This is a genomic window from Nocardia sp. NPDC050435 (assembly GCF_040655395.1).
In the GTDB taxonomy this organism is placed as follows: domain Bacteria; phylum Actinomycetota; class Actinomycetes; order Mycobacteriales; family Mycobacteriaceae; genus Nocardia.
The window spans coordinates 47,472-60,492 of the sequence record NZ_JBFAJW010000013.1 but is presented as its reverse complement, the minus strand read 5'-3'; the positions used below and the strand labels follow the sequence as shown (position 1 = coordinate 60,492).

Below are 13,021 nucleotides of genomic sequence, written 5' to 3'. Positions count from 1 at the left end.
TCGCGGCACGCCAGACGAAACACCGAGTGAGGAACCTTTCTGTTCAGGTCCATTTCGCCGTTGGTCGGCTGGGCCCGAGATGAGGAGGACTTCAAGGTGGCATTTCCCGCAATCGGCGCACCGGACGCCGGTGATACCGCATGGATGCTGACCAGCTCAGCACTCGTGCTGTTGATGACACCCGGACTAGCGTTCTTCTACGGCGGCATGGTCCGTAGCAAGAACGTGCTGAACATGATCATGATGAGCATCAGCGCCATGGGCCTGATCACCATCCTGTGGTCGCTGTACGGTTTCTCGATCGCCTTCGGCGAGGACAAGGGCAACCTGATCGGCGATCCGGGCCAGTACTTCGGCCTGAAGGGCATCTTCGGCGGCCAGTACCTGGCCACCAGCGAGCCCGCCACCACGGCGGCCGTCCCGATCGCCGGCACGGTTCCGCTGTCGGTGTTCGCGGCCTTCCAGCTGATGTTCGCGATCATCACCGTCGCCCTCATCTCGGGTGCGGTCGCCGACCGCCTCAAGTTCGGCTCCTGGCTGCTCTTCGCGGGCGTCTGGGCCACCGTGGTCTACTTCCCGGTCGCGCACTGGGTCTTCGCCTTCGACGGCATCACCGGTGAGGAAGGCGGCTGGATCGCCAACAACCTCAAGGCGATCGACTTCGCGGGCGGCACCGCGGTGCACATCAACGCCGGTGTCGCCGGTCTGGTGCTCGCCATCGTCCTGGGCAAGCGCAAGGGCTGGCCGAAGACGCCGTTCCGGCCGCACAACCTGCCCTTCGTGATGCTCGGCGCCGGTCTGCTGTGGTTCGGCTGGTACGGCTTCAACGCCGGTTCGGCGGTCGGCTCCAACGGCATCGCCGGTGCGACCTTCCTCACCACCACGATCGCCACCGCCGCCGCGATGCTGGCCTGGCTGCTGGTGGAGAAGCTGCGCGACGGCCACGCCACCTCGCTCGGCGCGGCCTCGGGCATCGTGGCCGGCCTGGTCGCGATCACCCCGGCCTGTTCCTCGGTGAACGTGGTCGGCGCCATCGCCATCGGCGTCGCCTCCGGCGCGCTGTGCGCCCTGGCGGTCGGCCTGAAGTTCCGCTTCGGCTTCGACGACTCGCTCGACGTGGTCGGCGTGCACCTGGTCGGCGGTCTGGTCGGCACCCTGATGGTCGGCCTGGTCGCGACCGAGGAAGCTCCGGCGGCGGTCAAGGGCTTGTTCTACGGTGGAGGCATCGAGCAGTTGAAGCTGCAGGCCGTCGGAGCGTTCGCCGTCCTCGCGTACTCGCTGGTCGCGACCGCTGTGATCGCCTACATCATCAAGTTCACAATCGGGCTGCGAGCCAGCGAGGAGAGCGAGTCGGCGGGCCTGGACGAGTCCGAGCACGCGGAAACCGCATACGATTTCGCTGCTGTGGGTGGCACGGCACGCTCGGCCAGCTCGGTCCCGAGCTCGCTCGTCAAGGAGGCATGACGACATGAAGTTGATCACCGCGATCGTGAAACCGTTCACGCTGGAGGACGTCAAGAGCGGCCTCGAGCAGGCGGGCGTGCTCGGCATGACCGTCAGCGAGGTGCAGGGTTACGGGCGGCAGAAGGGGCACACCGAGGTCTACCGCGGTGCCGAGTACTCCGTCGACTTCGTGCCGAAGGTCCGGGTCGAGGTCGTCGTGGACGACGCCTCGGTCGACAAGGTCGTCGAGGTGATCGTCGAGGCCTCGCGCACCGGCAAGATCGGTGACGGCAAGGTCTGGGTCACCCCGGTCGAGTCGATCATCCGGGTCCGGACCGGCGAACGCGGTACCGACGCTCTGTAATTCCGTACGACAATCGAGCGGCGGCCTCGCTCCTTCCGGTTCAGCCGGTCGGGGCGGGGCCGCCCGCATTGAACGGGTGGTGGGTTGTGGTTCAGTCGAATGGTGCGGCCGATCTGGTCGCGGCACGGAAGCAACTGCTCGAAGGGGGCTTGCCCAGGAACCCGCGGCTGGACACCGAGTCGCTGCGCGCCGCGCTGGTCGATCTCTACGAACTCTGGCTGACCACCAAGGGCCAGGAGCTGGGGATCACCGCCGACAGCGGCTTGGCCGTGGTCGCGGTGGGCGGGCTCGGGCGCAAGGAGATGCTGCCGTACTCGGATCTGGATCTGGTGCTGCTGCACGACGACGTCGACCCCGCCCGGGTCGCCGAGGTCGCCGATCAGCTCTGGTACCCGCTCTGGGACGCCCACATCAAGCTCGACCACAGCGTGCGGACGGTTCCGCAGGCCCTGCGGGTCGCCGCCGACGACCTGATCGCCGCGATGGGCATGCTCGAGGCCCGGCACATCGTCGGGGACGCCGCGCTGAGCACGCTGCTGATCGGCGGGGTGCGCCGGGAGTGGCGCACCGGCATTCGCGGCCGGTTCGACGAGCTGATCGCCCAGGCCGAGGCCCGCTGGCAGCGCAGCGGCGAGATCGCCCACCGCGCCGAGCCCGATCTGAAGAACGGGCGCGGCGGGCTGCGCGACATCCAGTTGCTGGACGCGCTGGCTATCGCCCAGCTGACCGACGCCATGCCGGGGCTCGGTCCGGACGTGCCGGGTGGCGGTCTGAAGACCGCGCACCGACGTTTGCTGGATGTTCGCACGGAGCTGCATCGCGTCGCCGGGCGAGCACGCGATCAGCTGCGCGCCCAGGACGCGGACGAGATCGGCGGCGCGCTGCGCATCGGCGACCGTTTCGATCTGGCCCGCACGCTGAGCGACTCCGCCCGGACGGTGAGCTACTCGGTCGACGTCGGCCTGCGCACCGCCGCCAACGCGCTACCCCGGCGCGGCCTGGCCCGGCTGCGCCGGATGCCGGTGCGACGACCACTCGATGAGGGGGTGGTCGAGCACGCGGGCGAGGTGGTGCTGGCCCGGGACGCGCGACCACAGCGCGATCCCGGGCTGATCCTGCGCGTCGCCGCGGCCTCCGCGCAGACCGGACTGCCGATGTCGGCGACCACGCTGAACCGGCTCTCCGAGGACGCGCCCGAATTGCGCGAACCCTGGCCCAAGGACGCGCTCAACGATCTGCTCGTCCTGCTCGGCTCCGGTCGCGGCGTCATCAACGCGATCGAGGCCCTGGACCGGACCGGGCTGTGGGGCCGGCTGCTGCCGGAATGGGGTGCGGTGCGCGATCTTCCGCCGCGCGACGCCATGCACACCTGGACCGTCGACCGCCACCTGATGGAGACGGTCGCGTACGCGAGCGCGCTGAGCACCCGGGTGGCCCGCCCGGACCTGCTGGCCCTGGGCGCACTGCTGCACGACATCGGCAAGGGCCGAGCCGGGGACCACAGCGTCGTCGGCGCGGAACTGGCCACCCACATCGGCCGGCGACTGGGTCTGTGGCCGCAGGACGTGCGGACCCTCTCGGCGATGGTGCGCCACCATCTGCTGCTGCCCGACACCGCGACCCGCCGCGACCTGGCCGACCCGGACACCGTGCAGTACGTCGTCGACGCGCTCGAGGGCGACATCCAGCTGCTGGAACTGCTGCACGCCCTCGCCGAAGCCGATTCGCTGGCCACCGGGCCCGGGGTGTGGGGCGATTGGAAGGCGTCGCTGATCGGCGATCTGGTCCGGCGCTGTCGCCTGGTGCTGACCGGCGAGGCGCTGCCGGTGCCGGAGCCGATCGCGGCGGAACTGCTGACCAAGGCCGAGGCCGGCGGCGTGCACGTCGACCTGCGGCCGGCCGACGGCAAATACACCTACACCGTCACCGTCATCGCGCCGGACAGTCCGGGGCTGCTGTCGGATTCGGCGGGCGTGCTGGCCCTGCACTCGCTGCGGGTGCTGGCGGCGGCGGTCGGCGGGGCGGGGGAGTCGGCGATCAACACCTTCGTGGTCTCGCCGAAGTTCGGCGATCCGCCGGACCCGGGTCTGCTGCGCCAGGAACTCATCCGGGCGATCGCGGGCGATCTCGATCTGCCCGCGCTCTTGGCCAAGCGCGAGCGCGACGCCGCGATCGGCCCGAAGCCCTTCGCGCAGGCGGAACCACGGCTGATCTGGTCCTCGACCAGCACGCCGGGGCAGGTGCTGCTGGAATTGCGCGCCGAGGATCGCATCGGGCTGCTCAGCCGGCTGGCCACCGCGTTCGCGGCCTGCGAGGCCAATGTGCGCTGGGCCAAGGTGGTGACCATGGGTTCGGCGGTGGTGGACGCGTTCTGCCTGGACCTGGGCCCCGACGACGGCGCGAGCCGCCGGGCGCGCATCGAGAAGGCCGTGCTCGAGGTCGTCCCGAGGCCCGCCCCGAAGAAGCCGGAAGTGACGAGCACCACCTGATCTCGGCCCGCGCTATCAAACCGTTGCACGCTATTTGCTAGAACCCGTAGGCAGGGGTGTGTCCAGCGACCTAGTATCAGAGCGTCTGGCTATCGCGAGCATGAGGGGAGTGGTCGGTGGCAATTGAGGTCGTTTCGGCGTCGATGATGACGAGCAACGAGACAACGCACATGGCGCGCTGTGTCGGCGGAGACCGCTGGGTCGTCTCCTGGCTACCCGGGCGAACCCTCACCGGCCAGCAGGCGGTTACCGCCATGACGATCGCCGTGACCGCCGCCTGCACCGAGACGCCCACCGACGCCGATTACGCCCTGCTCGACGATCTGGCGCTGGAGCTCGGCCTCACCGGCCGGGAGGCGATCTTCATGGTCGGTGCGGAGAATCACGACTACCGCAAGACCGCCAAACCGCGCCGCCGCTCGCTCAGCTGACCCCGGTTCCGGCAGCCCCGCCCGCGCATCCGCAACGGCGGGGCTTTGTCCTGCCCAATCCCCGTGCACGATCACGCGCATTCTCCGATTACGCTTGGGAAAGAAATAAAGACGTCCCCTCGAGATTCAGGAGCGCGATCGGTGTTCGAATCACTGTCCGACCGGCTAACCGGTGCCCTCAAGGATCTGCGCGGTAAGGGGCGTCTGTCACCGGCCGACATCGACGCCACCTGTCGCGAGATCCGGCTCGCACTGCTGGAAGCCGACGTCGCGCTGCCCGTGGTGCGCGGTTTCATCGCCAAGATCAAAGAGCGCGCCAAGGGCGCGGAGGTCTCCGCGGCGCTGAATCCGGCGCAGCAGGTCGTCAAGATCGTCAACGAGGAACTCGTCGGCATCCTCGGCGGCGAAACCAGGCGCATCACCTTCGCCAAGACCCCGCCGACGGTCGTCATGCTGGCCGGTCTGCAGGGTTCCGGTAAGACCACCCTGGCCGGCAAGCTCGCGAAATGGCTGAAGGGCCAGGGGCATACGCCGTTGCTGGTGGCCTGTGACTTGCAGCGCCCGGGCGCGGTCACGCAGCTGCAGGTCGTCGGCGAGCGCGCGGGCGTCACCGTGTTCGCGCCGCATCCCGGCACCTCCGTCGGCGGCGGCGAGAACCCGCTCGGCATCTCCGCGGCCGATCCGGTCGAGGTCGCGCGCGCCGGTGTCGAAGAGGCGCGGGCCAAGCAGTTCGACGTCGTCATCGTCGACACCGCCGGTCGCCTCGGCATCGACGCCGAACTGATGGCGCAGGCCGCGGGCATCCGCGACGCCGTGCAGCCCGACGAGACCTTGTTCGTGCTCGACGCCATGATCGGCCAGGACGCGGTGCACACCGCCGAGGCGTTCCGCGACGGCGTCGGCTTCACCGGCGTGGTGCTCACCAAGCTCGACGGCGACGCCCGCGGTGGCGCCGCGCTGTCGGTGCGCGAGATCACCGGCGCGCCCATCATGTTCGCGTCCTCGGGCGAGAAGCTCGAGGATTTCGACGTCTTCCATCCCGACCGGATGGCGTCCCGCATTCTCGGCATGGGCGACGTGCTGTCGCTGATCGAGCAGGCCGAACAGGTCTACGACGCCCAGCAGGCCGAGGAGGCCGCGCGCAAGATCGGCAGCGGCGAGCTCACCCTCGAGGACTTCCTCGACCAGATGCTGGCCATCCGCAAGATGGGCCCGATCGGCAACCTGCTCGGCATGCTCCCCGGCGCAGGCCAGATGAAAGACGTGCTGGCCCAGGTCGACGACAAGCAGCTCGACCGCGTCCAGGCCATCATTCGTGGCATGACGCCCGCCGAGCGGGATAACCCCAAGATCATCAACGCCTCCCGCCGCCTGCGCATCGCCAACGGCTCCGGCGTCCAGGTCTCCGAGGTCAACCAGCTCGTCGACCGCTTCTTCGAGGCGAAGAAGATGATGACGATGATGGGCCGGCAGATGGGCCTGCCCGGCGGCAACCGGCGCAACAACAAAAAGGGCGGCAAGAAGGGAAAGAAGGGCGGCCGCGGGCCGACCCCGCCCAAGATGCGCGGCGGGTTCCCGGGCATGCCCGGCCTGCCCGGCGGCATGCCCGCGGGGATGCCGGATCTCTCCGACATGCCGCCCGGGCTGGATCAGTTGCCGCCGGGGCTGGAGGGTTTCGATATCTCGAAGCTGAAGTTCCCGAAGAAGTAGGTCTCCCGCGTGCCCGGCCGAGCGGCCGGGCACGCGGTGTTCTCAGCGGTGCAGTACCTCGGCGGGGCCGATCGCGGTCGGCCGCAGCCAGATCTGGGCCATGCCGCAGGTGCAGCGGGAGTAGCGGATCGTGCCTTCGGAAGTGCGGTGGCAGGAGACCGAGGGGTCGGGTTGCTCGACCACGCGGCCGCAGCGGCGGCATCGCGTGGGCGTCGTGTCGGCGGAGCCGTGGTTGAGCGGGGGCATGACTGAAGTATTCGACGTCGGGATATGCGAATCCATCAAAAGATTTCGCACTGAATCGTGTTGAATGACTACATGATCGACCCGCGGCTGCACACCCTGCGGATGCTGCGCGAACACGGCACGGTGACCGCCGCGGCGACGGCCTTGCACCTCACGCCCTCGACGGTGTCGCAGCAATTGCGCCAGCTCGCCCACGATCTCGATGTCGTGCTGCTCGAACAGCTCGGCCGCCGGGTCCAATTGACCCCCGCCGCCCACACTCTGCTGCGCCACGCCGACGAACTCTTCGCGCACGCCGAGCGGGCCCGCGCCGAACTGGCCACCGAGCGCGGTGACCTTACCGGCGTGCTGCGCATCAGCGCGATGCCCACGGCGATGGTGGCCTTGGTCGCGCCCGCCGCGGCCCGCCTGCGCGCCGACCATCCGCGCCTCGCCCTGGAGATCAACGAGGACGAGAGCCGCCACTGCTTCGATCTGCTGCTCGCGGGCGACACCGACATCGGTGTCGTCATCCCCGCCGCGGACGGTCCGTCCCCGGCCGACCCGCGCTTCGAGCAGCATCCCCTGGCCGACGAACCCCAGGACCTGCTCGTTCCCGCCGGCCACCGGCTGGCCGGCCGCACCGGCATCGAACTCCTGGAGGCCGCCGAGGAGGACTGGATCGGCGCGCCCGACCGCGTCGCGCACTGCCAGCTCCAGCTGAGTGCCTGCGCCGCAGCCGGTTTCACGCCGCGCGTCGTTCATCGCGGCATGGACTGGATCGGCATCTCCGCTCTGGTCACCCGCGGCTTCGGCGTCAGCCTGATTCCGCGCCTGGCCTACCTCCCCAGCGAACACGCCGTTGTCCGCATCCCCCTGCACGGCCCCTCCGCCCCCACCCGCCGCCACGTCGCCTTCGTCCGCCGCGGCAGCAGCGCGCACCCCGCCATCACCGCCGGATTGACCGCCATCCGCGCCATCTGCCGCGCCCGCACCGACATCACGGCAATACCCTGACCGCACCTCCGCCGCGCCGCGGGGCCGGTAGGTTGGAGGTCGCCGACGACGTCTTGGAGGTGGCTGTGCATCTGCGTGGTGTGGTTCTTCCCGAAGGCGAGGTGCGTGACCTGTGGGTGCGCGACGGCATCGTGTCGTTCGAACCCGGGGCGGGGGACGAAACCCTGTGCGGCGCAGGCTGGATCGTGCCGGGTCTGGTGGACGCGCACTGCCATGTCGGGATTCGCTACGGCGGCGGTGACGAGGACCGCGACGGCGCGATCGCCCAGGCCGAGACCGAACGGGACGCGGGGGCGCTGCTGCTGCGCGACGCGGGATCGCCGATCGATACGCGCTTCATCGACGAGCACGCGGAACTGCCGAAGATCATCCGCGCGGGCCGCCACATCGCCCGGCCCAAACGCTACATCCGCGAACTCGGCATCGAGTTGGACGACGAACGCGACCTGCCCGACATCGTGGCCGAGCAGGCGCGTTTCGGGGACGGCTGGGTGAAGATCGTCGGCGACTGGATCGACCGTTCGGTCGGCGACCTGCGCCCGCTGTGGAGCGACGCGATCCTGAAGGAGGCGATCGACGCCGCCCACGCCAACGGCGCCCGCGTCACCGCGCACGTCTTCGGCGAGGACGCCCTGCCCGGCCTGATCACCGCGGGCATCGACTGCCTCGAACACGGCACCGGCCTCACCGACGACACCGTCGAGCTCATGGTGCGGCACGGCACCGCCCTGGTCCCCACCTTGATCAATATCGACACCTTCCCCGAGATCGCCGATTCCGCGGGCAAGTTCCCCACCTACGCCGCCCACATGCGCGACCTGCACCGTCGCGTCCGCGGCACCGTCGCCAACGCCCACGACGCGGGCGTCCCGATCTACGCGGGCACCGACGCCGGGGGTTCCATCCGGCACGGCCGCATCGCCGACGAGATCACCGCCCTGGCCGGTGCCGGTCTGTCTCCGCACGACGCCCTCGGCGCGGCTTCCTGGAATGCCCGCACCTGGCTGGGCCGCCCGTCGATCGAAGCCGGCGCGCCCGCCGATTTCGTTGTGTACGAACAAGACCCACGCACCGACCCGGCGATCCTCACCAACCCGCAATGGGTGGTCCTGCGCGGGCGCGTGGTCAAGTCCCCGAACCCGGTCACCGGCCACCGCTGACGCACACTGTTCACAAAAGATCACCCGCGCGGGTGCGCCCACGGCGCGTACCGTCGAGGAGGTGGCTATCCGACTTGGTTATCAGATGCCCAACTTCAGCTATGGGCAGCCGGTTCGTGAGTTGTTCCCGACTGTGGTGGCACAGGCCCGGGAAGCCGAAGCCGCGGGCTTCGACACCGTCTTCGTGATGGATCACTTCTACCAGCTACCGGGTATCGGTACGCCCGATGACCCGATGCTGGAGAGCTACACCACCCTGGGCGGGCTGGCCGCGGCGACGGAGCGTATCCAGCTCTCGGCGTTGGTCACCGGCAACACCTATCGCAACCCCGCCTTGCTGGCCAAGACCGTCACCACTTTGGATGTGGTGAGCGGCGGCCGCGCCGTGCTGGGGATCGGCGCGGGCTGGTTCGAGCTCGAGCACAAGTCCTACGGTTTCGAGTTCGGCACCTTCGGTGACCGCTTCCGGCGCCTGGACGAGGCGTTGCAGATCATCCACCCGATGCTGCGCGGCGAGCACTCCACCTTCTCCGGCGAGTGGTACCACACCGACGACGCGATGAACGAGCCCCGCGTCCGCGACGATCTGCCGATTCTGCTGGGCGGCGGTGGCGAGAAGAAGACCTTCGCCCTGGCGGCCCGCTACGCCGACCACCTCAACATCATCTGCAACGCCACCGATCTGCCGCGCAAGATGGACGCGCTGCACCAGCGCTGCGCGGAGATCGGCCGGGATCCGAAAACGCTGGAGGTCAGCTACCTCGCCTTCCTGATCCTCGACGAGGACGGCGAGCGCGCCCGCAAGCAGCAACAGGATCTGTTCAGCGCCAACGGCGTCGATCTCGCCGCACTCAGCGCCGAGCAGCGCCGGCAATCACCCGCCGATCGCCAATTCGCCGGCGCCCCCGACGAAGTCGTCGACCAGCTGCGCTCCCGCGTGCTCGCGCACGGCGTCCAGGGCTTGATCGTGAACATGGTGACCAACGGCCACGAACCGGGCGCCGTCGATCTCGCCGGCCGCACCCTGGCGCCCCTGGTGCGCTGAGCTACGTTCGTCCGATCATCGACCAGCCGCCCGCTGAGGAACCAGGTGCGCGCCTGATCGAAGATCGATGACGGCCGACCGCCATGACACCGACTTCGGTGATCCGCATGCGACCCCCGCACGGTAAAGCGCTGTCACCAGCGCAACGATGAATTCCGCTGTCCCGCCACGTCATCAATCGAAAGGCAGTTTCCGACTCGAAGGGGAAACCGATGCGAGATCTCGTGGTTACCGAGAACATCACCGTGGACGGCGTGATCGACGCGGCCGCGGGCTGGTTCACCGTCGGCAACGACGCCGCCGCCGACCAATCCGACATCCTGGCCGAGCTCGCCGCGCACACCGCCGCCTGCGACGCGGTGTTGTTCGGACGGGTGACGTTCGAGGAGATGCGCGGCTACTGGCCGCACCAGGACGACGACGAAACCGGTATCACCGACGATCTGAATCAGATCCAGAAGTACGTGGTCTCCGGGTCGATGACCGATCCGCAGTGGCAGAACTCCACGATCCTGCGCGACCTCGACGGCGTGCGCGCGCTCAAGCAACAGCCGGGTGCGGACATCGTGTGCACGGGCAGCATCCAGCTGGTGCACGCGATGATCGCCGCGGGGCTGGTCGACGAGTATCGGCTGTTCGTCTACCCGGTGGTGCTGGGCCGCGGGGCCCGGCTCTTCGCCGACGGCGTGGACCTGCCGAAACTGCGCCTTACCGAAAGCAAGCAGTTCCGGTCGGGTGTGATGCTGCTGCGCTACCGCCTGGCGTAGCTAGTTCAGGGCGTTGAGCAGCCCGCGCACCGCGCCGCCCACCATTCGGAACACCCACGGCAGTGCCTCGCCCGCGGCGAGCGCGGCCTCACCGACGCCGTGATCGATCGCGCTGCCGCGGCCGGAACGGCGCTTGTTCTTGCGACGGAAGATCCCCATGCCTATTTCTACGTTCGCCGCCGCCATCCGGTTTCCGGTATGGCGCAGATCACGGCATGCTGCGCCCGCTCGGCGACCGATTTCCGGCTCGGTGAACCGGTCTGGCAGAATGAACCCTCGTCCTTCGAAGGACAAGTGTCAGCCCGTCTCCGGTTACGTACCGCGCGGCGGTCACACACTCCAAGCGTGAAACCGGGCTCGCAGACCGTGCGGGTCGCTGAATTGCGCCGTGACCAACCTACTGAAAGAGGCAGATCAGCCATGGCTGTGAAGATCAAGCTGACCCGTATGGGCAAGATCCGCAACCCGCAGTACCGCGTCGTCGTCGCCGACGCGCGTACCCGTCGTGACGGCCGCGCCATCGAGTCCATCGGCAAGTACCACCCGAAGGAAGAGCCCTCCTTCATCGAGATCGATTCCGAGCGCGCGCAGTACTGGCTGGGCGTCGGCGCGCAGCCGACCGAGTCGGTGCAGCGTCTGCTGGAGATCACCGGCGACTGGCAGAAGTTCAAGGGCCTTCCGGGCGCCGAGGGCACCCTGAAGGTGAAGGCCCCGAAGCCGTCCAAGCTGGACCTGTTCAACGCCGCCCTGGCCGCCGCCGACAACGAGCCGGTCGCCGAGGCTGTCACCGCCAAGAAGAAGAAGTCCAAGGAGACCGAGGCCGCCGCCGAGGCGCCCGCCACCGAAGCCGCCGAGTAATGTCGGCCGTCGTGGCCGATGCCGTCGAACATCTCGTGCGCGGCATCGTCGCCAACCCCGATGACGTCCGTGTCGAGCTGATCACCGGCCGGCGCGGGCGCACCGTCGAGGTGCACGTGCACCCCGAGGATCTGGGCAAGGTCATCGGCCGCGGTGGCCGCACCGCGACCGCGCTGCGCACCCTCGTCGCCGGTATCGGCGGCCGGGGCATCCGCGTCGACGTGGTCGACACCGACGCCTAGATGGAACTCGTCGTAGGGCGGGTCGCCAAGTCGCACGGTGTGCGCGGCGAACTCGTCGTCGAGGTCCGCACCGACGAGCCGGAGGCCCGGTTCGCCGTCGGCAACACCCTGCGGGGCCGGTTGCCGCGGGACAAGCAGGTTCGCGACTTCACCATCGAGTCGGCCCGGGAGCACTCGGGCCGGCTTCTGGTGTTCGTGGCGGGCGTGAGGGATCGCACCGCCGCCGACGCGCTGCGCGGGCTGCTGTTCTTCGTGAACAGCGAGGACCTGCCGCCGTCGGCGGATCCCGACGAGTACTACGACCACGAGCTGGAGGGCCTGACCGTCCAGCTCACCGACGGCACGCTCGTCGGCACGGTCCGGGAAGTGCTGCATTCCGCGGCGGGGGAACTGCTGTCGGTGCAGGCGGCCGAGGACAAGCGGGAGATCCTGATCCCGTTCGTCACCGCCATCGTGCCGACGGTGTCGATCGCCGACCGGCTGGTGGTCATCGATCCGCCCGAGGGTCTGCTCGATCCCGAGTAGCGGAACTCGAACTGGAGGCCCGATGAAACTCGACGTGGTCACGATCTTCCCGGAGTATCTCGAACCGCTGCGCACCGCGCTGCTCGGCAAGGCGATCGACAAGGGCCTGCTCTCGGTCGACGTGCACGATCTGCGCCGCTGGACCCACGACGTGCACAAGTCGGTCGACGATGCCCCGTACGGCGGCGGCCCGGGCATGGTCATGAAGCCGACCGTCTGGGGCGACGCCCTGGACGAGGTCTGCCCGGACGACGCGCTGCTCGTGGTTCCCACCCCGGCGGGCGTCCCGTTCACCCAGCGCACCGCCGAACGCTGGGCCACCGAATCGCACATCGTCTTCGCGTGCGGCCGCTATGAGGGCATCGATCAGCGCGTCTTCGACGACGCCGCCCGCCGGGTCCGCGTCGAAGAGGTCAGCATCGGGGATTACGTCCTGATCGGCGGGGAGGCGGCCGTGCTGGTGATGACCGAGGCGTTCGTCCGGCTCATTCCCGGCGTGCTGGGCAATCAGCAGTCGCACCAAGAGGATTCGTTCTCCGACGGCCTGCTGGAAGGCCCCAGCTACACCCGCCCGGTGTCCTGGCGCGGCCTGGAGGTGCCGCCCATCCTGTTGTCGGGCGATCACGCGAAGGTCGATGCCTGGCGGCACGAGCAGTCGCTGCACCGCACCCGCGAACGCCGCCCGGATCTGCTCCCGCCGGACTGAGCCCGGCCGCCCACCCCCATTCAGGGGTGGTGCCGCGAC

General features: G+C 69.1%; 15 protein-coding genes. 13 read left to right on the top strand and 2 right to left on the bottom strand.

The window, feature by feature from the left end:
* The first annotated feature begins 96 nt into the window (after positions 1-96).
* From AB0I43_RS33530 to ffh, 5 genes are all read left to right on the top strand, one after another.
* A complete protein-coding gene (locus AB0I43_RS33530; RefSeq protein ID WP_357433341.1) occupies positions 97-1,464 on the top strand; it encodes an ammonium transporter in 1,368 nt (455 codons plus the stop codon).
* A 4-nt stretch (positions 1,465-1,468) separates the two neighbouring features.
* The gene (locus AB0I43_RS33525; RefSeq protein WP_040868325.1) at positions 1,469-1,807 is read left to right on the top strand and encodes a P-II family nitrogen regulator; all 339 of its coding nucleotides are present in this window, start codon (positions 1,469-1,471) and stop codon (positions 1,805-1,807) included.
* An 86-nt stretch (positions 1,808-1,893) separates the two neighbouring features.
* Positions 1,894-4,296: a [protein-PII] uridylyltransferase gene (locus tag AB0I43_RS33520; RefSeq protein ID WP_357433339.1), complete on the top strand. Its 2,403-nt coding sequence runs from the start codon at positions 1,894-1,896 to the stop codon at positions 4,294-4,296.
* A gap of 116 nt (positions 4,297-4,412) precedes the next feature.
* Positions 4,413-4,727: a hypothetical protein gene (locus AB0I43_RS33515; protein WP_356980167.1), complete on the top strand. Its 315-nt coding sequence runs from the start codon at positions 4,413-4,415 to the stop codon at positions 4,725-4,727.
* A gap of 141 nt (positions 4,728-4,868) precedes the next feature.
* Positions 4,869-6,437, top strand: coding sequence for a signal recognition particle protein (ffh, locus tag AB0I43_RS33510; protein WP_356980168.1), 1,569 nt, complete (start codon positions 4,869-4,871; stop codon positions 6,435-6,437).
* Positions 6,438-6,479: 42 nt separating this feature from the next.
* On the opposite strand, the gene AB0I43_RS33505 is transcribed toward ffh, so the two are convergent.
* On the bottom strand, positions 6,480-6,683 hold the full coding sequence (locus AB0I43_RS33505; RefSeq protein WP_357433337.1) for a hypothetical protein: 204 nt from the start codon (positions 6,681-6,683) through the stop codon (positions 6,480-6,482).
* A 72-nt stretch (positions 6,684-6,755) separates the two neighbouring features.
* On the opposite strand from AB0I43_RS33505, the gene AB0I43_RS33500 reads away from it, so the two are divergent.
* The 4 genes from AB0I43_RS33500 to AB0I43_RS33485 all read left to right on the top strand — a co-directional run bounded on the left by AB0I43_RS33500 (position 6,756) and on the right by AB0I43_RS33485 (position 10,651).
* Positions 6,756-7,679: a LysR family transcriptional regulator gene (locus tag AB0I43_RS33500; RefSeq protein WP_356980170.1), complete on the top strand. Its 924-nt coding sequence runs from the start codon at positions 6,756-6,758 to the stop codon at positions 7,677-7,679.
* 59 nt (positions 7,680-7,738) lie between these two features.
* Positions 7,739-8,839, top strand: a complete 1,101-nt coding sequence (locus AB0I43_RS33495) for an amidohydrolase family protein (protein ID WP_357433335.1) — start codon at positions 7,739-7,741, stop codon at positions 8,837-8,839.
* Positions 8,840-8,900: 61 nt separating this feature from the next.
* Positions 8,901-9,884, top strand: coding sequence for an LLM class F420-dependent oxidoreductase (locus AB0I43_RS33490; protein ID WP_357433333.1), 984 nt, complete (start codon positions 8,901-8,903; stop codon positions 9,882-9,884).
* Between the two features lie 212 nt (positions 9,885-10,096).
* Complete coding sequence (locus AB0I43_RS33485; protein ID WP_357433331.1) at positions 10,097-10,651, top strand: dihydrofolate reductase family protein; 555 nt, start codon at positions 10,097-10,099, stop codon at positions 10,649-10,651.
* Here the strand turns inward: AB0I43_RS33485 and AB0I43_RS33480 are convergent, their stop codons facing one another.
* Positions 10,652-10,810, bottom strand: coding sequence for a hypothetical protein (locus AB0I43_RS33480; protein ID WP_357433329.1), 159 nt, complete (start codon positions 10,808-10,810; stop codon positions 10,652-10,654).
* Between the two features lie 261 nt (positions 10,811-11,071).
* Here AB0I43_RS33480 and rpsP point away from each other — a divergent pair, with 261 nt between their 5' ends.
* The 4 genes from rpsP to trmD are packed head-to-tail and all read left to right on the top strand — an operon-like array spanning position 11,072 to position 12,982.
* Positions 11,072-11,509: a 30S ribosomal protein S16 gene (gene rpsP / locus AB0I43_RS33475; RefSeq protein ID WP_356980176.1), complete on the top strand. Its 438-nt coding sequence runs from the start codon at positions 11,072-11,074 to the stop codon at positions 11,507-11,509.
* On the top strand, positions 11,509-11,751 hold the full coding sequence (locus AB0I43_RS33470; RefSeq protein WP_163822793.1) for an RNA-binding protein: 243 nt from the start codon (positions 11,509-11,511) through the stop codon (positions 11,749-11,751). Before rpsP ends, AB0I43_RS33470 begins: the two co-directional genes overlap by 1 nt.
* A complete protein-coding gene (gene rimM, locus AB0I43_RS33465) occupies positions 11,752-12,276 on the top strand; it encodes a ribosome maturation factor RimM (protein ID WP_357433327.1) in 525 nt (174 codons plus the stop codon).
* A gap of 22 nt (positions 12,277-12,298) precedes the next feature.
* Positions 12,299-12,982: a tRNA (guanosine(37)-N1)-methyltransferase TrmD gene (trmD, locus tag AB0I43_RS33460; RefSeq protein WP_356980180.1), complete on the top strand. Its 684-nt coding sequence runs from the start codon at positions 12,299-12,301 to the stop codon at positions 12,980-12,982.
* Positions 12,983-13,021 lie beyond the last annotated feature (39 nt).